Below are 20,022 nucleotides of genomic sequence, written 5' to 3'. Positions count from 1 at the left end.
GCAGCGAAGGGCCTTCAAGACGATGGGTTTTGCGCTCTTCTGACGACCCGTAGGCGGCCCCGCGAACGGGGGCCGCCAAGGATATGGTGCGGATGGCCGGACTCGAACCGGCACGGCTCGCGCCACTGCCCCCTCAAGACAGCGTGTCTACCAATTCCACCACATCCGCAAAGCTGATCATGGCGCCCCGCGAGGCGCGTAGGCGTGCGCCTTAGCGCGTGCCGTCCTCCTCTTGGGACGCCTCGGGGGCATCCGGGAGTTCGTCTTCCACCACCGCCGGCGCCACGTCCTCATCGAGGATAGAGCCCGACGCGACGTCCCCGGCGCCGATGACGCTGCCAGCCCCGGGGCGAATCGGCTGGTTGGCGAAGAACGCCAAGGCCAGGCTGGTGGCGAAGAACGCCGTTGCCAGCACCGACGTGGTGCGGGTCAGGAAAGAGGCGGAGCCGCGCGAGCCGAACACCGTGCCCGACGCGCCGGTACCGAAGGCAGCGCCAGCCTCCGCGCCCTTGCCGCGTTGGATCAGCACGAAGGCGATGATGCCAAGGGCGATCAGCACGTGCGCGACGAGCAAAAGCTTCTGAATCATGTTCCTCTCAACCTGTCCTGTCGGTGCTACTCAGCTGCCGGCTGCATCGCATATCGCCAGGAAATCCGTGGGCGATAGGGACGCGCCGCCGATGAGGCCGCCGTTGATGTCTCGCATGGCGAACAGCTCAGCCGCATTCGCTGCCTTGACGCTGCCGCCGTACAGGATCGGTAGCGCCGACGCGATCGCCGCATCGTGGCTCCCGATCAGGGCCCGAATCGCCTTGTGCACCGCCTGGGCCTGCTCCGGCGTGGCGCTCTGCCCTGTGCCGATCGCCCAGACGGGTTCGTAGGCCACCACGGCGCCTTCAAACCCTTTTACCGTCTCCGCCTCGAGCACCGCACCGATCTGCTCGGCGATGACGCTCTCGGTCTCTCCACTCGCGCGCTGTGCCTCGGTCTCGCCCACACACAGGATCGGCACGAGGCCATGTTCCCTGGCGGACGCGAACTTCGACGCGACCTCAGCGCTGCTCTCACCGTGATCCGCCCGGCGTTCCGAGTGGCCGACGATGCAGTAGCGGCAACCAAGGTCCGCAAGCATCGGCGCCGACACGTCGCCGGTGTGCGCGCCCGCCGCGGGCACTGCCACGTCTTGCGCGCCTACCGCCACGTCGTGACCGGCAGCCTTTTGCGCAACCGCATCGATGTGCACCGCCGGCGGACACACCGCCATCTGGCACCCGCTCGATGCTTCTGATCGGGCCGCAAGTATCTCTGAAATCAATCGGATAGCACCCGCTCGGGTGCCATGCATCTTCCAGTTACCGACGACGAGATATGCGGGCTTAGACACGTACGCTGCTCGATGAAAGCGCGCGATCGTAGCCCGGACGGCGCCGGAACGCAATGGCTTACGCCGAGGCCTCTCCACGGCCACGCGCTGCGGCCTGCACTGCGCTCGCCAGCTCCGCGGCCAGCCCCGCCACGAGGCTCTCATCCTCGCCCTCGACCATCACCCGAATCAGGGGCTCCGTGCCCGAGGCTCGCAGCAACACGCGGCCCCGCGCGCCCAGGCGTTCCTCCGCCCGCACCACCGCCGCGCCGACGCTGGCGTCCGCGGCGAAATCGAACGGCTCGTCGATACGCACGTTCACCAGGTGCTGCGGGAATTTGTAGAAGCCGGACAGCTGCTCCTTGAGGTCGCCACCGTTATCGCGCAAGGCAGCGACCACCTGCAGGGCGGTGATGATGCCGTCCCCGGTGGTGGTGCGATCCAGGCAAAGCACGTGGCCCGACCCCTCACCGCCGATCGTGCCGCGCACTTCGTGCAGGCGACTCAGCACGTGTCGGTCCCCGACCTTGGTGCGCTCGAAGCCGATGCCGTGTTCACGCAGGGCCAGTTCGAGGCCCAGGTTGCTCATCAGGGTGCCGACCACCGGCCCCTTCAGTTCGCCGCGACGCTGACGGTCCAGCGCCAGCAGGTACACCATGTCGTCGCCGTCGATCAGGCTGCCGTCCGGGCCGACCAGAAGCACTCGGTCACCGTCGCCGTCGAAGGCCACGCCGAGATCCGCGCCCACCGCGGTCACGGTGGTGCGCAGGCGGTCTGGGGCCGTCGAGCCGCACCCTTCATTGATGTTCCGGCCGTTGGGCGAACAGCCTATGGTCATGACATCCGCGCCCAAGTCAGAGAAGACCCGAGGCGCGACCTTGTAGGTGGCGCCGTTGGCGCAGTCGACGACCAGATTCAGGCCGCTGAAATCCGTGTCGCCGACGGACTGGCGACAGAAGGCGTGGTAGCGGTCCACCGCATCGTAGCGGCGCTCCGCCTTGCCCAGTGACGCCGGGTCGTTGGTGGTGACCGGCTCTTCCAGGGCGCGCTCGATTGCCGCCTCCGTATGGTCCGAGAGCTTGCTGCCTCGGTGATCGAAGAACTTGATGCCGTTGTCGAAGTACGGGTTGTGCGAGGCGCTGATGACGACGCCGAAATCGGCCCCGAGCGCCTTGGTCAGGAACGCGATCCCGGGCGTGGGCATCACCTGCAACAGCTTCACGTCGACGCCCGCCGCCACGAAGCCCGCCTCCAAGGCGGACTCGAACATGTACCCGGAGAGGCGCGGGTCCTTGCCGACCACAACGCGGCCCCCGCCCGGCGTGAGCACCCGCCCAGCGGCGCCCGCCAGGCGCACAGCGAAGTCCACCGTCATCGGCGCCTGGCCGACGCGCCCTCGTATTCCATCAGTGCCGAAGTATTTTCCCATAACCGTCGATCATAACGGAGTTCAACCCCTCGCCCCGGCATACGGTCACACTCGTTTGCTCAACGCGTAGGATTTCCGTTCGGTGTACAAAAAAGCCGCCAGCGCCGCGATCGGCACTGACGGCTCAAGCCGCCGCGGGCAAGGCCGCGGCGAGCCGGTTACGGCTGGTTACGCGTAGCCGTAGTCGTCGGGATCTCACCGGCCGGGGCGGCCGGTGGCGAAGGATCGCGACGCGGCGGCGGCGGGCTACCGCCACTCTCGTCCCAACCCTCGGGCGGCCGCGGATCACGGCCATCCATGATGTCCGCGATCTGATCCTCGCCAATGGTCTCGAACTTGATCAGCGCCTTGGCCATCGCCTCCAACTTGTCGAACCTGTCCGTGAGGATCTGCTTGGCCCGATCGTAGTTGCGGTCGATGATGTCTCGCACCTCGACGTCGATCGTGTGCGCCGTCACATCGGACACCTGCTTGTGCTGGGTGACCGAGCGACCGAGGAACACCTCACCATCGTCTTCGCTGTAGGTCAGTGGGCCGAGCTTGTCGGACAAGCCCCACTTGGTGACCATGTTGCGCGCGATGTCGGTGGCGCGTTCGATGTCGCTGGAAGCTCCGGTCGTCACCGCATCGGCACCGAAGACCATCTCCTCGGCGAGACGACCACCGAACAAGCTTGATATCTGGCTTTCGAGGCGCCGCTTGCTAGAGCTGTAGCGATCCTCCTCCGGCAGGAACATCGTCACGCCGAGGGCTCGACCGCGCGGGATGATGGTGACCTTGTACACGGGATCGTGATCGGGAACCGTCAACCCCACGATGGCGTGCCCTGCCTCGTGGTACGCCGTCAGCTCCTTTTCCTTCTCGCTCATCACCATCGAGCGCCGCTCGGCACCCATCATGATCTTGTCCTTGGCGCGATCGAACTCGTCCATGCCCACGATGCGGCGGTTGGCTCGCGCCGCGAACAGAGCGGCCTCGTTCACGAGGTTGGCGAGATCAGCGCCGGAGAAGCCGGGCGTACCGCGGGCGATGATGCCGGGCCGCACGTCGTCGCCGACGGGGACCTTGCGCATGTGCACGCGCAGAATCTGCTCACGCCCGCGTACATCGGGCAGGGGCACCACCACCTGGCGGTCGAAGCGACCGGGTCGCAGCAGCGCCGGGTCAAGGACGTCGGGACGGTTGGTGGCCGCGATGACGATGATGCCCTCGTTGCCTTCGAAGCCGTCCATCTCCACCAGCAGCTGGTTGAGGGTCTGCTCACGCTCGTCGTGGCCACCGCCGAGGCCTGCGCCACGGTGGCGACCCACGGCGTCGATCTCGTCGATGAAGATGATGCACGGCGCGTGCTTCTTCGCCTGATCGAACATGTCTCGCACGCGGGAGGCACCCACGCCGACGAACATCTCCACGAAGTCCGAGCCGGAGATGGTGAAGAACGGCACCTTGGCCTCACCCGCGATGGCGCGGGCCAGGAGCGTCTTACCAGTGCCCGGCGAGCCGACCATGAGCACACCGCGCGGGATCTTGCCGCCGAGGCGCTGGAACTTGGCGGGGTCCTTCAGGAAGTCAACGATTTCGCTAACTTCTTCCTTCGCCTCCTCGACGCCGGCCACATCGCCAAAGGTGACGTTGACCTGGTCCTCACCGAGCAGGCGCGCCTTGCTCTTGCCGAAGGCCATCGCTCCGCGGCCGCCGGCGCCGCCTTGCATCTGGCGCATGAAGTACACCCACACCGCGATCAGCAGCAGGATGGGGAAGGAGGAGATGAACAGCTGTTGGAGCACGTTCGTTCGCTGCGGCTCCGCGTGGCTGATCGCCACGTCGTTCTCCAACAGCTCACCGATCAACGCTTCGTTGTTGGTCTCGGGGCTGAAGGTGACGAACTGTCGGCTACCGCGCATGCGGCCCTGGATGGTGACGCCGTCGCTCTGGAACTCCACCTCTTGGACGTCACCGGATTCCACCCGGCGCACGAACTCCGAGTAGGAGATCTCCTGCGACGCGCGACTGGCGCTGCCGAAACTCGTAAAGACCGAGAACAGCACGACCGCGATCACTATCCAAAGGATGATGTTCTTGGTTAAGTCGTTCAAACGAAACTCCGTCGGGGGGTGCCCGAAAAATCGCCTATCTGGCTGTTTAGACAGTACTACACGCTCAGGTTCATCACCAGCGAAGCCCCTGCCGCGGCCGCCCTCACGCGCCCTTGAAATCGCGCGCCACGAGGTACATCTCCCGGCTGCGAGATCGCGACGCCGCGGGCTTGCGATTCTTCACCGAGCCGAACTGCTGACGCACCGTCCGCAGGTACTCATCGAAGCCCTCGCCCTGAAACAGTTTTACGATCAGGGCACCGCCCGGGGCCAGGGTCCGCTGCGCAAAATCGAGCGCCAGTTCCGCCAAATACATGGCGCGAGGCTGATCGACCGCCCGCTGTCCGCTGAGATTGGGGGCCATATCGCTCATTACAAGATTCGCCGGCTCGCCGCCGAGGGCTTCAAGCACCGCGTCGAGCACTTCCTGCTCGCGGAAATCCCCTTGCAAGAAGTGAACCCCGGCGATCGTCGGCATCTCGAGCAGGTCCACTGCCACCACGCGCCCGTTGCCGTCTAGCAGCTTGGCCACATGCTGGCTCCACCCGCCCGGCGCCGCACCCAGGTCCACCACGTTCATGCCGGGGCGAATCAAGCGCTGGTTGTCGAGCAGTTCGGAGAGCTTGTAGAGCGCCCGGGAGCGCGCGCCCTCGCGGTGGGCACGCTTGACGTAAGGGTCCGACAACTGCTCCTGCATCCAGGTGCCGCGCCCTCGCCTCACGCCGTTAGCCACTAGTGAATCCTCAGCACGTCCCTGGAGGAGAGTTTCGGCAGGGGCGAAACAGTAGATTCAGACAACATGAATAGCGCCGCGTGTGTCAGAGGTACTCGACGCGTTCAATCTCGAACACGCGGACGCCGCCGGGCGCCTGCACTTCGACCTCATCGTCCTGGTTCTTACCGATGAGCGCCCGCGCGATCGGGGAGCTCACGGAGATGAGCCCCTGCTTCACGTCGGCCTCGTCCTCGCCGACGATGCGGTAGACACGCTTCTCGTCCTCGTCCGGGTCGTACAGGTGCACGGTGGCGCCGAAGACCACCCGACCGTTGTTGGTCATCTTGGTGACGTCGATGATGTCGGCCAGCGAGAGGGTGCTCTCGATCTCGGCGATGCGGCCCTCCATGAAGCTCTGCTGCTCACGGGCCGCGTGGTACTCGGCGTTCTCCTTCAGGTCACCGTGCTCACGGGCCTCGGCGATCGCCTCGATCACCCGCGGGCGATCCTCGTACTTGAGCTTGCGCAATTCCTCGCGCAGCAGCTCGGCGCCACGCGCCGTCAGGGGAACCTTCTTGGTCATTTCACCATCTCCCGGTGCAGATCCTGCAGGCGATTGACCGCCGCGTCGTCGAGGTGATCGATCGCCAGGCAGGTCGCACGCGCCGCGGACAATGTTGTGTAGTAGGTGACCTTGCGCAGCACCGCTTCGCGGCGGATCGACTGCGACTCGCGAATCGCCTGCTTGCCCTCGGTCGTATTGACGATCAGGCTGATGTCACCGTTCTTGATCGCGTCCACGATGTGTGGACGACCTTCCATTACCTTATTGATCCGTTTGCATGGAAAACCGGCATCACTCAGGGCTTTGGCCGTGCCGGCCGTCGCCACCAGCTCGAAGCCCCGTTCGAGTAACAGACGGGCCAGGGCGATTGCGGCGGGCTTGTCGCGGTTGCGCACGCTGAGCAACGCTGCCCCGCCCCGCGGCAGCACCACACCGGAGGCGAGCTGCGCCTTGGCGTAGGCCTCGCCGAAGGACCCACCGGTGCCCATCACCTCTCCGGTCGACTTCATCTCGGGACCCAGGATCGGGTCCGCTCCGGGGACCTTCGCGAAGGGGAAGACAGACTCCTTCACCGAATAGTGCCGCGGCGAGTAGCGCAGGGGTACCCCCTGCTCCTTCAAGGACTGACCGGCCATCACGCGCGCGGCCACCTTGGCCAACGGCTCACCGATCGCCTTGGAGACGAACGGCACCGTACGCGAGGCCCGAGGATTCACCTCGAGCACAAAGATGTCTTCGCCCTGGATCGCAAACTGGGTGTTCATCAAGCCACGTACGTTGAGCGCTTTGGCCAGCATGGTCACCTGCGCCTCCAACTGTTCGCACACCGCCTCGCTAAGGGTGGCGGAAGGCAGGGAGCAGCCCGAGTCGCCCGAATGCACCCCCGCTTGCTCGATGTGTTCCATGATGCCGCCGATGAGCACGTCCTCACCGTCGTAGACCGCATCGACGTCCACCTCGACGGCCATGTCGAGGAAGCTGTCGAGGAGCACGGGGCTGTCGTTCGACACCCGCACCGCCCACTGCATGTATTCGGCCAGCTCCTCGTCGCTGAAGACGATCTCCATGGCACGCCCGCCAAGCACGTAGGACGGACGCACGACGAGCGGGTATCTGACCTCAGCAGCCGCTGCCAACGCCTCGTCGACCGTGCGCGCTGTGCGGTTGCGCGGTTGACGCAACCCCAGCTCGTCGATCACCTGCTGGAAGCGATCGCGATCTTCGGCGCGGTCGATGGCGTCAGGCGAAGTACCGATGATCGGCACACCTGCTCGCTCCAGGGCGCGCGCCAGCTTCAGCGGGGTCTGCCCGCCGTACTGCACGATCACCCCCTCGGGCTTCTCGACACGCACGATCTCCAGCACATCCTCGAGCGTCAGGGGCTCGAAGTAGAGGCGATCCGAGGTGTCGAAGTCCGTGGAGACGGTCTCCGGGTTGCAGTTGACCATGATGGCCTCGAAGCCGTCTTCGCGCAGGGCCATGGCGGCGTGTACGCAGCAGTAGTCGAATTCGATCCCCTGGCCGATGCGATTGGGGCCGCCGCCGAGGATCATGATCTTGCGCTCGTCCGTCGGCTCCGCCTCGCAGGCCTGCTCATAGGTGGAGTACAGGTAGGCCGTGGGCGATGCGAACTCTGCGGCACAGCTGTCCACGCGCTTGTACACCGGGTGCACGCCGAGCGCGTGGCGCCGCACACGAACCGCGTCCTCGTCGGTGCCTAGCAGGCGCGCCAGGCGAGCGTCGGAGAATCCATTGCGCTTCAGTTGCCGCATCGCCGGGGCATCGAGGCTATCCAGGGACTGGCTGCGCACGAAGCGCTCATCGTCGATCAGCTCCGCCAGCTGCTCGAGGAACCAAGGGTCGATCTGACTGAGGGCCTGCACCTCATCGAAGCTGATCCCCACGCGCAGGGCCTCGGCGACGAACCACAGGCGCTCCGGACGAGCGATGCGCAGCTCGTAGCGGATGCGGCGCAGGGCGTCCTCGTCTACTTCGCCGCCATCGAGCATGTCATCGAAGCCGGCCGCACCCGTCTCCAGGCCGCGTAGGGCCTTCTGCACGGACTCCTTGAAGGTGCGGCCGATGGCCATGACCTCACCGACCGACTTCATCTGCGTGGTCAGGCTGGAGTTGGCGCCGGGGAACTTCTCGAAGGCGAAGCGCGGCACTTTGGTCACCACGTAGTCGATGGTCGGCTCGAAGGACGCCGGAATCGCATCGCCCGTGATCTCGTTGCGTAGCTCATCGAGGGTGTAGCCCACGGCCAGCTTGGCGGCGACCCGAGCGATCGGGAATCCCGTGGCCTTCGACGCCAGCGCCGAGGAGCGCGAGACGCGCGGGTTCATCTCGATCACCAGCATGCGCCCGTCGGCGGGGTTGAGGGCGAACTGCACGTTCGAGCCGCCGGTCTCCACGCCCACCTTGCGCAGCACCGCCAGCGAGGCGTCCCGCATGCGCTGGTATTCCTTGTCAGTGAGGGTCTGCGCCGGCGCCACGGTGATCGAGTCCCCCGTGTGCACGCCCATCGGGTCGAGGTTCTCGATGGCGCAGACGATGATGCAGTTGTCGTTCTTATCCCGCACCACCTCCATCTCGTACTCTTTCCAGCCGAGCACGGACTCCTCGATCAGCACCTCGGTGGTCGGCGAGAGGTCGAGGCCGCGCTCGACGATCTCGACAAACTCCTCGCGGTTGAACGCCACCCCGCCACCGCTACCCCCGAGCGTGAAGCAGGGACGGATCACCGTGGGGTAGCCGATGCTGGTCTGCGTCTCGAGCGCCTGCTCCAGGTTGTAGGCCATGTGCGAGTGCGGGGACTCGAGGCCGATCTCCGACATGGCGCGACGGAAGAGGTCCCGGTCCTCGGCCATGTCGATCGCTTCGGAGGACGCGGCGATCATCTCCACCCCGTAACGCTCCAGCACGCCTTCGCGCGCGAGGTCCAGGGCACAGTTGAGGGCGGTCTGCCCGCCCATGGTGGGCAGGAGCGCGTCCGGTTGTTCCTTGGCGATGACCCGCGCCAGGGCCGTCCAGTGCAGGGGCTCGATGTAGACCGCGTCGGCGGTTTCCGGATCGGTCATGATCGTGGCCGGGTTGGAGTTGACCAGGATGACCCGGTAGCCCTCCTCGCGTAGCGCGCGGCACGCCTGGGTGCCCGAGTAGTCGAACTCGCAGGCCTGGCCGATCACGATCGGCCCCGCACCGATGATCAGGATGCTCTCGATATCAGTGCGACGCGGCATCGGTGCCCTCCTCCATGGCCTTGGCGAAACGCTCGAACAGGGGCCTGATGTCATGCGGCCCCGGGCTCGCCTCCGGATGCCCTTGAAAGCCGAAGGCCGGCAGGTCCGTGAACTCGATGCCTTGCAGAGACTCATCGAAGAGCGACCGGTGACTAACGCGAACGTTGGCCGGCAGGCTGTCTTCGTCCACCACGAAGCCGTGGTTCTGGCTGGTGATGTAGACCCGACAGCTCGCGGCCTCCAGTACCGGGTGGTTGGCGCCGTGGTGACCGAACTTCATCTTCTGCGTGCGCGCGCCGGCGGCCAGACCCAACAGCTGATGGCCAAGGCAGATGCCGAAGGTCGGCACGCCGCGGGCGAGCACGTCACGGATGGCGCGGATCGCGTAGTCGCAGGGCTCCGGATCGCCCGGTCCGTTGGAGAGGAAGACGCCGTCCGGCCGCAGATCGAAGACCTCCTGGGCGGTGGTTTGCGCCGGCACCACCGTCACCTCGCAGCCCGCGTCGTGGAGCAGGCGCAGGATGTTGCGCTTCACGCCAAAGTCGAAGGCGACCACACGGTGACGTTTGCCGTGCGATGGGGCCTCGCCGTCCTGGGCGTGGCGCCAGGCGCCCTCACCCCAATGGTAGGCCTCCTGGGTGCTCACCACCTTGGCCAGGTCCATGCCCGACAAGCCAGCGAACTCGCGCGCCGCCACCAGGGCGCGTGCGGTGGCCTCCTCACCCTCGCCGTCGACGATGCACCCCGCCTGGGCGCCGTGCTCGCGGATGTGTCTGGTCAGCGCACGCGTATCAACGTCGCTGATAGCAGTGACTTGCTGCTCGACCAGGAATTCCTGCAGGGAACTCGTAGCCCGCCAGTTCGAATGGCGCTTAGGGATATCTCGCACGATGAGGCCGGCGGCTTGCACCTGAGCACTCTCCATATCCTCGGGCGTGGCCCCCGTGTTGCCGATGTGCGGCTGAGTCAGCGTGACCAGCTGGCGCGCGTAGGAGGGATCGCTCAAGATCTCCTGGTACCCCGTACACGCGGTGTTGAACACCACCTCACCGACGGCCTCTCCGGCCACCCCGCCGAGTCGACCGGTAAACACGGTGCCATCCGCCAAAGCCAGCGTCGCAGGCTGATTCAAAACACTCTCCTCCGTGGATGGGGATGGGCAGCACCGGCGGCGCTCAGGCGTTTCGCACCGGCCCCTGAATGAGCCGCACATACGAAAAGCGGGAGAACCCCGGATGGAGCCCTCCCGCACTGATTCGCTCAGGTACGTCGCGCGGCGACATCCTGAGGAGTGGATGATACGGGAGCGTCGGCGACGGCGCCAGAGAAGTCCGCGCCGAAGGGGTTCCTCAGCGCTAGCGCTCCAGGCTCAGCACGTCGCTCATCTGGTAGCGCCCCGGGGCCCGGTCGACCAACCAGCGGGCCGCGAGCACAGCGCCGCGCGCAAACCCCTCGCGCCCACCCGCGCGGTGGGTGAACTCCAGGCGCTCGCCGTCGCCAGCGAAGGTGACCGTATGCTCGCCGGCGACGTCGCCACCACGATTCACCGCCACGCCGATCGTGCCCACCTCGCGCAGGCCTGCGCGGTCGGGCTGCATCGCCAGCTCATCGCCGCGCGTCGCCGCGATCGCCTCGCCCAGCATCAAGGCGGTGCCTGAGGGTGCGTCGCGCTTGCCGCGATGGTGCCACTCGTGGATCTCGGCGTCGTAGGCCGCCGCGGGCAAGTGCGCCGCTACCGTGCGCAAGGCCAGGGCCAGGAGGTTGACGCCGAGGCTCATGTTGCGACCGTGCAGCACCGGAATCTCCTCGGCGGCGCTCTCGAGCGCGGCTTCGGCGGCCGCGTCCAAACCCGTCACCCCGCTCACCAGGGCACAGCGGGCTCGGGCACACGCGGTCGCGTAGGCCGGGGTGGCCGCGGGCAGACTGAAATCGATGGCGACGTCCGCGTCGGCGAGGGCGTCGGCAGGTTCGTTCACCGTGACCACTTGGCCGCCCGCCTCGCTCGGCAACGCGAACAGCTCACCGAGGGATTTTCCTAGCGCGTGGCTCTCACGCGAAACGCAGGCCCCGGTGAGGCGCACGGCGCCACCCTGCTCGGCGATGGTGCGCGCCACCGCGCCTCCCATACGACCAGACGCGCCGAACAGTGCGATGCGAAGTGGTGTGCTCGCCCCGCTCCGATCAGGAGCGGAGGTCATCGAAGAACTCTTTGACGCCGTCTAGCCAGCCGCGCGAGCGCGGACTGTGGCGCCCCGTATCCTCTTGCAGGGATTCCTCGAACTTGCGCAGCAGGTCCTTCTGGTGGCCCGTGAGATTGACCGGCGTCTCCACGGTGACTCGGCAGTAGAGGTCGCCGGTGGCACCCCCGCGAACGGGCCGTACGCCCTTGCCACTCATGCGGAATACACGCCCGGCCTGAGTACCCACGGGCACCTTGAGCGAGACGGGACCGGACAAGGTCGGCGCTTCGACCTGGCCGCCGAGAACGGCGGTAGCGTAGGAGACCGGAATCTCGCAGTGCAGGTCGCGACCGTCGCGGGTGAAGAGCGGATGCTCCTTGGTCCGGATCTCGACGTACAGATCCCCTGGCGGCCCGCCGTTGCGACCGGTCTCCCCTTCGCCGGAGAGGCGGATCCGATCGCCATCATCGACGCCCGCCGGCACCTTCACGGACAGCCGACGCGACTCCTCGACCCGGCCTTGCCCGTCACAGGTACGGCAGGGGTCGGTGATGCGCACGCCACGCCCGCCACACCGCGGGCAGGGTTGCTGCAGGGAGAAGAACCCCTGCTGGACGCGGACCTGACCGCGTCCGCCGCAAGTCTCACAGGTTTCGGGCTCGCTGCCGGGTTCGGCGCCGCTGCCGTCACAGGTGCCACATTGGGCCGTGTTCGGCACCTCGATCTCGACCGTGGTACCGAACACCGCCTCCTCGAGCTCCAGCTCCAGGTCGTAGGCGATGTCCGCGCCACGCATTACGCGCGAGCGACGGCCGCCGCCACCGCGACGGGCGCCACCGCCGAAGACGTCGCCGAAGATCTCGTTGAACACGTCGTTGAGATCTTCGAAGCCGCCGCCGCCACCGCCGGGACCGCCCATGCCACCGTTCAAGGCGGCATCACCAAATCGATCGTAGGCGGCCCGCTTCTCGGCGTCGCTAAGAACGTCGTAAGCCTGCTTGACCTCCTTGAAGCGGTTTTCCGCTTCCGGGTCATCCGGATTGCGATCCGGATGGTGCTTCATGGCGAGGCGCTTGAAGGCCTTGCGGATCTCATCCGCGGTGGCGGTGCGCGAGACACCGAGCGTTTGGTAGAGATCTGCCATCTAGTCTGTCGCCTCGCCTGTCGGCTTACTTACGCTCTTCGGTCTTGAGTTCTTCGAACTCCGCGTCGACCACATCTTCCGCATCGGCCTTGGCGCCGCTTTCGCCAGCCCCTTCCGCCGCCGCCTCACCGTCACCTTCGGTGGCGGCGTAAGCACGCTGGGCGATGTCGCCGGACGCTGCTGCCAGCGCCTGGGTCTTCTCCTCGATGGCGTCCTTGTCGTCGCCCTCGATGGCGGACTTCAGCTCCGCGATCGCAGCGTCCACCTTGCCCTTCTCCTCCTCGCTGACCTTGTCGTCACCGAGTTCCTTGATGGCCTTCTCGACGCCGTTGATCATCGACTCGGCCTGGTTGCGGGCGTCGACGAGCTCGCGGAACTTGCGATCCTCATCGGCGTGCAGCTCAGCGTCCTTGACCATCTGCTCGATCTCTTCATCGGAGAGACCGCTGGAGGCCTTGATGACGATGTTCTGTTCCTTGCCCGTGGCCTTGTCCTTGGCCGATACGTTGAGGATACCGTTCGCATCCAGGTCGAAGCTCACTTCAATCTGAGGAATGCCGCGTGGAGCCGGCGGAATATCCGACAGGTCGAACTTGCCGAGGGACTTGTTGTCGTCGGCACGCTCGCGCTCACCCTGCAGCACGTGGATGGTCACGGCCGTCTGGTTGTCGTCGGCGGTGGAGAACACCTGCTGCGCCTTGGTCGGGATCGTGGTGTTCTTCTCGATCAGCTTGGTCATGATGCGACCCTGCGTCTCGATGCCGAGCGAGAGCGGCGTCACGTCGAGGAGCAGCACGTCCTTCACGTCACCGGCAAGCACGCCGGCCTGGATCGCGGCGCCCACGGCCACGGCCTCGTCCGGGTTCACGTCCTTGCGCGGCTCACGGCCGAAGAAGTCCTGCACGGCCTCCTGCACCTTGGGCATGCGGATCTGACCGCCGACCAGGATCACATCGTCCACGTCCTTCACGCTGAGGCCAGCGTCCTTCAGGGCGACCTTGCACGGCGCGATGGTGCGGGTGATCAGGTCGTCCACCAAGGACTCCAGCTTGGCACGGCTCAACTTGATGTTGAGGTGCTTCGGCCCCGAGGCGTCGGCGGTGATGTACGGCAGGTTGACTTCCGTCTGCTGCGAGGAAGACAGGGCGATCTTGGCCTGCTCCGCGGCGTCCTTCAGACGCTGCATGGCCAGGGGATCTTTGCGGATGTCGATGCCCTGGTCGCTGTGGAAGCTGTCCGCCAGGTAATCGATGATGCGCTTGTCGAAGTCCTCACCGCCGAGGAAGGTGTCACCGTTGGTGGCCAGCACTTCGAACTGGTGCTCGCCGTCCACTTCGGCGATCTCGATGATGGACACGTCGAAGGTGCCGCCGCCGAGGTCGTAGACCGCGATCTTCGAGTCGCCGCGCTTTTTGTCCATGCCGTAGGCAAGGGCCGCTGCGGTGGGCTCGTTGATGATGCGCTTGATCTCGAGGCCGGCGATCTTGCCGGCATCCTTGGTGGCCTGGCGCTGGGAGTCGTTGAAGTAGGCAGGCACGGTGACGACCGCCTCGGTGATCTTCTCACCCAGGTAGTCCTCGGCCGTCTGCTTCATCTTCATCAGCACGCGCGCCGAGACTTCCGGCGCGGCCATCTTCTTGCCCTGGGCCTCGACCCAGGCATCGCCGTTGTCCGCCTTCACGATCTTGTAGGGCACCAGGTCGATGTCCTTCTGCACCACGTCGTCTTCGAAGCGACGACCGATGAGGCGCTTGATGGCGAACAGGGTGTTCTCAGGGTTGGTGATGGCCTGGCGCTTTGCCAGCTGGCCGACCAGCACCTCGTCGTCCTTGAAGGCGACGATGGAAGGCGTCGTGCGATCGCCCTCACTGTTTTCGATGACCTTGGCCTGGCCGCCTTCCATGACGGCGACGCAGGAGTTGGTGGTACCAAGGTCGATACCGATGATCTTGCCCATGTAAGTTGCTCCGCTCTATGCGATTGGGATCGAAGTTAGCCTGATAGATAGGGGCGCCGGCGCCGGCTTCAAGCCGTGCCGTCAGCCCTCGGCGTCGGGGGTTGGCGCGTCGCTGGCCGGCGCGGGGGCAGGCTTGCCCACCATCACCCGCGCGGGGCGCAGCACACGGTCGTGCAGCAGGTAGCCCTTCTGGATCACTGCCAGCACCTTCTCTTCGGTGAGGCCCGGCACTTCCTGCATCGCCATCGCCTCGTGCTGGCGAGGATCGAAGGGCTCGTCGGAGGGATCGATGACCGTGAGGTTCGCCTTCTCGAAGGCCTGCTCCAGCTGGCGCAGGGTGGCCTCCATCCCTTCCTGAAGGGAATCGACGGTGGGCTCGGAGGCGGCGGCCGTCAGGCCCATCTCCAGGCTGTCCTTCACGTTCAGCAGATCGCTCGCGAAGCGGTCGACGGCGAACTTGCGCGCCTTCTCCTCGCGTTCGACGGCGCGCTTGCGAAGGTTCTGCAGCTCGGCGGCCTCACGCAGGAAACGGTCGTGGTTCTGCTGGGCCTCCTCGCGGGCGCCGTCGCGCTCCTGGCGCAGCAGCTCGAGCTCGTCGGCGCTCCCGGGTGCTGGTGCACCACCTGCGGTGGCCTCCTCGACTCCTGCCGCCTCGGCGGACTCGGGCGTGGCCCCGCCCGGGGTGGACTGGTTTGTCATCCCTCACTCCAAAAATACGACGCAAATCTGCCCGTCGCCCGGTCCCTTCGAGACCAGCCGAGCAGCCGGTGGAAGCGAGGTGGTGACTCAGCCGCCGGATTTCAAGGCGGCGCCAAACAATCGTGCCGTCACGTCCACGATCGGAATGACGCGCTGGTAGGCCATGCGGGTGGGTCCGATCACGCCGAGCACGCCGATGACCTCGCCATCGAGGGTGTAGGGAGCGCTCACGACGCTGCAGCCATCGAGGAAATTGTGCTCGGATTCCTGACCGATGAAGATCTGCACACCGTCGGCGGTGAGGCTTTGATCGAGCAGGTGCAGCACGTCCTGCTTGCGGGTAAAGGCCTCGAACAGCTCGCGCAGGCGCTCGGTGCTCGAGAGCTCCTGAAAGCCCATGAGATTGGTCTGCCCCGCCAGCACGTAGTCGCCGCCGGCGCCCTGCTGCTCGCCGCCGTCGAGGGCGCGGTGGGCGATCTGGATGGCATCGAGCATGGCCGCGTTCATGGAATCTCGGGCCGTTTGCAGCTCCTCGATCAGGGCCTGGCGCACCTGCATGAGGTCCTTCCCCGCAAACTGCTCATTGAGGTAGTTCGCGGCGCGGCGCAGCTCCGACTCGGAGTACTCGCGATCGAGCTGCAGGATGCGGTTCTGCACCTCCTCCGAGTTGACCACCAGGATTGCCAGGATGCGGCTGCCCGAGAGCGGCAGGAACTCGATCTGCCGCAGGGAGGCGTGGCGCGTCACCGGCAGCGACACGATGCCTGCCAGGTGCGTGATATCCGAGAGCAGGCTCGACGCCGAGTCGGCCAGCTGATCGCGGGAGGCGCGGCCCGGGTCGAGGGCGCGCTGGAGGCGATCGAGTTCGACCTGGCCCGGTGGACTCACCGTGACCAGCGTATCCACGAACAACCGGTAGGCCTTGGCCGTGGGTACGCGCCCGGCAGAGGTGTGGGGCGAATCGACGTAGCCCATCTCTTCGAGATCGACCATCACGTTGCGCACCGTGGCCGCGCTCAAGGACAGGCCGGAGTTGCGCGACAGCGTGCGCGAGCCAATCGGCTGCCCCTCACGAATGTGCGACTCGACCAGCGTCTTCAGCAGCTGGCGAGCGCGCTCACTCAATTCAGGGTTGTCGCTAGAGTCGGTCATGTCGCTCCGTGCTGGTCAGGCTCTGCTGCCTCGTTGGCCCCGGGTCCCTGGGGACGCTGCCGTGCGAATCGCACGGAAGTTATGCGCGTCCCGGGAGCGCGTCAAGCAACTGTTGAGCATAAGTCATGGTCCTTAACACCTGCGCGCAAACGGTGCGAGCGGTGGTGTTGCCGCCGCGTAGCGCCTAGACTGCGCCCATCCACGATTCCCGGTGCTTATGGTCAACCGATTCAATCAAATAGCGCTGCTCGGTCGCTACGAGGACGAGCGCGTGGGCGCCCCCATGGAAGCCCTCGCCCGCCACCTCAAGGGCCGCGGCGTAACGGTCCGCGCCGAGGACAGCATCGCCCACCACATCGGCGCCGTGGCGAGCGGTAGCGCCGAACGCACTGTGGCCGAAGCGGACCTTGCCATCGCCATCGGCGGCGACGGCACCATGCTCTACGCCGCCCCCCTGGTAGCGCGTCACAACGTGCCCATCCTCGGCGTCAACCGCGGCCGCCTGGGGTTCCTGGCAGACCTGGGACCGGAGGAGATGGTCGAGGGCGTGAACGACGTGCTGGCGGGCCGCTACACGGTGGTCACGCGCCTGATGCTGAACGCCTACCTGCCAGGCAGTGCCAAGCCCGCGGGCATCGCCCTGAACGACGTGGTCCTGCAAAAGGTGGACGTCGGCCGCATGCTCGAGTTCGAGACCTGGATCGACGGCGGCTTCGTGAATACGCACGGCGGCGACGGCTTGATCGTCGCCTCCCCCACGGGCTCCACCGCCTACGCCCTGTCCTGCGGGGGCCCCATCCTGGCCCCGCAGCTCGATGCGATGGTGCTGGTGCCCGTGTGCCCCCACACGCTCAGCGATCGACCGATCGTGATCCCGAGCGGGCAGACCGTGGAGCTGCGCCTCGGGCATCGGCGCGAGGGCGACGCCCAGGTCACCACCGATGGGCATCTCCTTGGCCGCCTGGGGCCCGGCGAGTCCCTGCGCATCGGGGCGGCGGAACAGCGCGTCACCCTCATCCACCCGCCGCGCCACGACTACTACCAGATGCTGCGCCAGAAGCTGCGCTGGGGCCGCGGTCGCCACGCACGCCCCGGCGACGTCTAGCCCCGGGACGCGCGCGTGCTCGTAGAGCTGCACATCCGTCACTTCGCGATCATCGACGAGCTCCAACTGGAACTCGGGCCCGGCCTCACCGTGATGACCGGCGAGACCGGGGCGGGCAAGTCCATCCTGGTCGACGCCTTGGGGCTGATCGCGGGCGGGCGGGCGGACGCGGGGATGGTCCGCCACGGCGCCCAGCGGGCGGAGATCACCGCCAGCTTTGCGATCCAGGCGGACAGCGCCGTCGCCGCTTGGCTCGAGGACCACGACATCACCGTCGAAGACGGCGAGTGCGTGGCCCGCCGCGTGATCACCGCTGCGGGCCGGTCCCAAGCGTATCTGGGCGCGAGCCGCGTCCCCGCCGCGACCCTGGCGGAGTTCTGCCAGCAGCTCCTCAACATCCACGGCCAGCAGGCCAACCAGGGCTTACTGCAGCGAGCCACCCAACGGCGCGCCCTGGACACACTTGGCAAGCTCGGAAAGCCGGCCGCCGAGGTGCGCACTCGCTGGGACACCTGGCGTCAGGCCCAAAGCACCCTCGACGACCTCCTCGCCCAGCAGCACACGCTGAGCGAAGGCGAGCTGGAACTCCTGCGCCACCAGGTCAACGAACTCGAGGCCCTGGCCCTGCAGGACGGCGAAGTGGAAGGCCTCGAGTCCGAGTTGCGCCTGCTCGGATCCGCCGGCGAAGTCATCCGCAACGCCGAACAAGCGCTCGCAGCGCTCACGAGCGAGCCTTCCGGCGCCAGCCAAGGGCTCGCGCAGGCAAGTCGCGAACTCGCCGCGGCCGCTAACGTCGACCCCCGCCTGGGCGACATCGGCCAGGTGCTCGACGAAGCCCAGATTCAGCTAACGGAAGCGATCGGCTCCCTCGAGCGTTACCTGAACGACATCGACGCAGACCCCGAGCGCCTGGCAGCGGTGGAGCAGCGCCTGGGAACGATCGACGACGTGGCCCGAAAGCACCGCGTCCGCAGCCGTGAGCTCGGTGACGTCCTCGACCGCCTCAGCGCTCGCCTCGCGGCCAGCCAGGACATGGAGGGCACCTTGCGCGACGCGCAGGCTCGCCTCGATGAGGCCGATCGTGCCTACCGCAAGGCCGCCCGAACCCTGCACGAGGCCAGACGCAAAGCCAGCAAGAAGGTGCAGCGCACGGCCGAGGAGATCATCCGCTCCCTGGGCCTTGCCAACGCGGCCTTTCAGATCGGTCTGCGCCTCCAGGAAGATGGCACGCCTGCCTCTCACGGCCTGGACGAGGTGGGCTTCGAGATCAGCACCAACCCCGGACAACCGCCAGGCCCCCTGGACAAGGTCGCGTCCGGGGGCGAACTCTCGCGCATTGCCCTGGCCCTCGAGGTGGTCGCCGCGGAGAGCTCCCTCGTGCCCTGCCTGGTCTTCGATGAGGTGGACACGGGGGTGGGCGGTGGCGTCGCCGAGATCGTCGGGCGCTGCCTGCGCCAACTCGGCGGCTCCCATCAGGTGCTGTGCGTGACTCACCTGCCGCAGGTGGCCAGCCAAGCCCATCATCACCTGCGCGTCACCAAGCGGGTGAAGGGCGGCCAGACCAGCACCCGCCTCGAAACCCTGGCACACGACGAAGCCGTTGATGAGCTAGCGCGAATGCTAGGCGGCGTGGAGATCACCGCCACCACCCGCGCCCACGCGCGGGAGATGCGCGAGCAAGCCCAGGAGAGCACCTAGCGCTCGGAGACGGGCCGCGCGCTCCCATCCGAGACCCCACCCAGGCCGGGACGCGCGCGACGCGCCGCCGACTGCCTTCCCCCGCACTGGCCCCCTCGCATCGTGCAACTGGCAGCACGCCCCCACCGGCCACGAGTACGGCGGGCGCCGGGCGGGAACAGCGCGGAGGGCCACATGCTGGAGCCGCCCGTGGCTGACTTCGGCGATGGCAGCGCGGATCTATTTCCTCGACCGCCGTGAACAAAGCTCGCCCGCCAGGGTCCCAGGCCAGAGCGAGGTACGGTATATTCCCCCGCCTATGAGCCACCTACTCCCCATTTTCCAGCGTCGCCAGCCCAATTCTCAGGGCCTCCCGCGCGCCATGTTGCTCGCCCTCGGCGCCGCGCTGATGCTGTGCCTGCTACAGGGTTGCGCCTACCGCATCACCATCCAGCAGGGCAATTTCCTGGATGAGGAGCTGATCAACCAGGTCGAGATGCAGATGTCGCGCAAGCAGGTGCAGTTCCTGCTCGGCACCCCGATGATCGAAGACCCCTTCCACGCCGAGCGCTGGGACTACCTGTATTACGTCATCAGCGGCCGCCGGCGACGGGTGGAGCAAGGGCACTTCGTGGTGTACTTCGAGGACGATCGGGTGAGCAGCGTCGAGCGCTTCGCCGACCCGAAGGGCTGAGACG

The 20,022-nt window shown here is 66.7% G+C and carries 16 protein-coding genes and 1 tRNA gene; 3 read left to right on the top strand and 14 right to left on the bottom strand.

Going from position 1 to position 20,022, the window contains the following annotated elements; genetic code table 11:
- Positions 1–84: 84 nt before the first annotated feature.
- From AAF184_01515 to hrcA, 14 genes are all read right to left on the bottom strand, one after another.
- Positions 85–169, bottom strand: a tRNA-Leu gene (locus tag AAF184_01515).
- Between the two features lie 42 nt (positions 170–211).
- Positions 212–589 carry a preprotein translocase subunit SecG gene (gene secG, locus AAF184_01510; protein MEO0420982.1) on the bottom strand — a complete coding sequence of 126 codons (378 nt, stop codon included), beginning with the start codon at positions 587–589 and terminating at the stop codon, positions 212–214.
- Between the two features lie 30 nt (positions 590–619).
- Entirely contained in the window at positions 620–1,384 is a 765-nt protein-coding gene (gene tpiA / locus AAF184_01505; GenBank protein ID MEO0420981.1) for a triose-phosphate isomerase, read from the bottom strand.
- A 58-nt stretch (positions 1,385–1,442) separates the two neighbouring features.
- Positions 1,443–2,792 (bottom strand): phosphoglucosamine mutase, encoded by a 1,350-nt coding sequence (gene glmM / locus AAF184_01500; protein ID MEO0420980.1) that lies wholly within the window; start codon positions 2,790–2,792, stop codon positions 1,443–1,445.
- Between the two features lie 158 nt (positions 2,793–2,950).
- Positions 2,951–4,888, bottom strand: a complete 1,938-nt coding sequence (gene ftsH, locus AAF184_01495; protein ID MEO0420979.1) for an ATP-dependent zinc metalloprotease FtsH — start codon at positions 4,886–4,888, stop codon at positions 2,951–2,953.
- 103 nt (positions 4,889–4,991) lie between these two features.
- Positions 4,992–5,585 (bottom strand): 23S rRNA (uridine(2552)-2'-O)-methyltransferase RlmE, encoded by a 594-nt coding sequence (rlmE, locus tag AAF184_01490; protein ID MEO0420978.1) that lies wholly within the window; start codon positions 5,583–5,585, stop codon positions 4,992–4,994.
- 121 nt (positions 5,586–5,706) lie between these two features.
- Complete coding sequence (gene greA, locus AAF184_01485) at positions 5,707–6,186, bottom strand: transcription elongation factor GreA (GenBank protein ID MEO0420977.1); 480 nt, start codon at positions 6,184–6,186, stop codon at positions 5,707–5,709.
- Positions 6,183–9,410 (bottom strand): carbamoyl-phosphate synthase large subunit, encoded by a 3,228-nt coding sequence (carB, locus tag AAF184_01480; GenBank protein ID MEO0420976.1) that lies wholly within the window; start codon positions 9,408–9,410, stop codon positions 6,183–6,185. Before carB ends, greA begins: the two co-directional genes overlap by 4 nt.
- Positions 9,394–10,542, bottom strand: coding sequence for a glutamine-hydrolyzing carbamoyl-phosphate synthase small subunit (gene carA, locus AAF184_01475; protein MEO0420975.1), 1,149 nt, complete (start codon positions 10,540–10,542; stop codon positions 9,394–9,396). The genes carB and carA overlap by 17 nt, the downstream gene beginning before the upstream one ends.
- Positions 10,543–10,765: 223 nt before the next feature.
- Positions 10,766–11,608 (bottom strand): 4-hydroxy-tetrahydrodipicolinate reductase, encoded by an 843-nt coding sequence (dapB, locus tag AAF184_01470; protein MEO0420974.1) that lies wholly within the window; start codon positions 11,606–11,608, stop codon positions 10,766–10,768.
- Entirely contained in the window at positions 11,592–12,734 is a 1,143-nt protein-coding gene (gene dnaJ / locus AAF184_01465) for a molecular chaperone DnaJ (protein MEO0420973.1), read from the bottom strand. The genes dapB and dnaJ overlap by 17 nt, the downstream gene beginning before the upstream one ends.
- A gap of 25 nt (positions 12,735–12,759) precedes the next feature.
- Positions 12,760–14,691, bottom strand: coding sequence for a molecular chaperone DnaK (gene dnaK, locus AAF184_01460; GenBank protein MEO0420972.1), 1,932 nt, complete (start codon positions 14,689–14,691; stop codon positions 12,760–12,762).
- An 81-nt stretch (positions 14,692–14,772) separates the two neighbouring features.
- Positions 14,773–15,390, bottom strand: a complete 618-nt coding sequence (locus AAF184_01455; protein ID MEO0420971.1) for a nucleotide exchange factor GrpE — start codon at positions 15,388–15,390, stop codon at positions 14,773–14,775.
- A gap of 87 nt (positions 15,391–15,477) precedes the next feature.
- Positions 15,478–16,542, bottom strand: coding sequence for a heat-inducible transcriptional repressor HrcA (gene hrcA / locus AAF184_01450; protein ID MEO0420970.1), 1,065 nt, complete (start codon positions 16,540–16,542; stop codon positions 15,478–15,480).
- 217 nt (positions 16,543–16,759) lie between these two features.
- On the opposite strand from hrcA, the gene AAF184_01445 reads away from it, so the two are divergent.
- From AAF184_01445 to bamE, 3 genes are all read left to right on the top strand, one after another.
- The gene (locus AAF184_01445; GenBank protein MEO0420969.1) at positions 16,760–17,647 is read left to right on the top strand and encodes an NAD(+)/NADH kinase; all 888 of its coding nucleotides are present in this window, start codon (positions 16,760–16,762) and stop codon (positions 17,645–17,647) included.
- Positions 17,648–17,662: 15 nt separating this feature from the next.
- Positions 17,663–19,345 carry a DNA repair protein RecN gene (gene recN, locus AAF184_01440; GenBank protein ID MEO0420968.1) on the top strand — a complete coding sequence of 561 codons (1,683 nt, stop codon included), beginning with the start codon at positions 17,663–17,665 and terminating at the stop codon, positions 19,343–19,345.
- 298 nt (positions 19,346–19,643) lie between these two features.
- Positions 19,644–20,018 carry an outer membrane protein assembly factor BamE gene (bamE, locus tag AAF184_01435; protein ID MEO0420967.1) on the top strand — a complete coding sequence of 125 codons (375 nt, stop codon included), beginning with the start codon at positions 19,644–19,646 and terminating at the stop codon, positions 20,016–20,018.
- Positions 20,019–20,022 lie beyond the last annotated feature (4 nt).

The sequence above is a fragment of the Pseudomonadota bacterium genome (assembly GCA_039815145.1).
Taxonomy (GTDB): Bacteria; Pseudomonadota; Gammaproteobacteria; order Steroidobacterales; family JBCBZW01; genus JBCBZW01.
This window is presented reverse-complemented; position numbering and strand designations above follow the sequence as displayed.

What these genes read in the sequence shown, in the direction of transcription:
- glmM (MEO0420980.1), bottom strand. Translation starts at nt 2,792, where the DNA reads ATGGGAAAATACTTCGGCACTGATGGAATACGAGGGCGCGTCGGCCAG.
- AAF184_01445 (MEO0420969.1), top strand. Translation starts at nt 16,760, where the DNA reads ATGGTCAACCGATTCAATCAAATAGCGCTGCTCGGTCGCTACGAGGAC.
- secG (MEO0420982.1), bottom strand. Translation starts at nt 589, where the DNA reads ATGATTCAGAAGCTTTTGCTCGTCGCGCACGTGCTGATCGCCCTTGGC.
- dnaJ (MEO0420973.1), bottom strand. Translation starts at nt 12,734, where the DNA reads ATGGCAGATCTCTACCAAACGCTCGGTGTCTCGCGCACCGCCACCGCG.
- carB (MEO0420976.1), bottom strand. Translation starts at nt 9,410, where the DNA reads ATGCCGCGTCGCACTGATATCGAGAGCATCCTGATCATCGGTGCGGGG.
- dnaK (MEO0420972.1), bottom strand. Translation starts at nt 14,691, where the DNA reads ATGGGCAAGATCATCGGTATCGACCTTGGTACCACCAACTCCTGCGTC.
- hrcA (MEO0420970.1), bottom strand. Translation starts at nt 16,542, where the DNA reads ATGACCGACTCTAGCGACAACCCTGAATTGAGTGAGCGCGCTCGCCAG.
- greA (MEO0420977.1), bottom strand. Translation starts at nt 6,186, where the DNA reads ATGACCAAGAAGGTTCCCCTGACGGCGCGTGGCGCCGAGCTGCTGCGC.
- dapB (MEO0420974.1), bottom strand. Translation starts at nt 11,608, where the DNA reads ATGACCTCCGCTCCTGATCGGAGCGGGGCGAGCACACCACTTCGCATC.
- bamE (MEO0420967.1), top strand. Translation starts at nt 19,644, where the DNA reads ATGAGCCACCTACTCCCCATTTTCCAGCGTCGCCAGCCCAATTCTCAG.
- AAF184_01455 (MEO0420971.1), bottom strand. Translation starts at nt 15,390, where the DNA reads ATGACAAACCAGTCCACCCCGGGCGGGGCCACGCCCGAGTCCGCCGAG.
- rlmE (MEO0420978.1), bottom strand. Translation starts at nt 5,585, where the DNA reads ATGCAGGAGCAGTTGTCGGACCCTTACGTCAAGCGTGCCCACCGCGAG.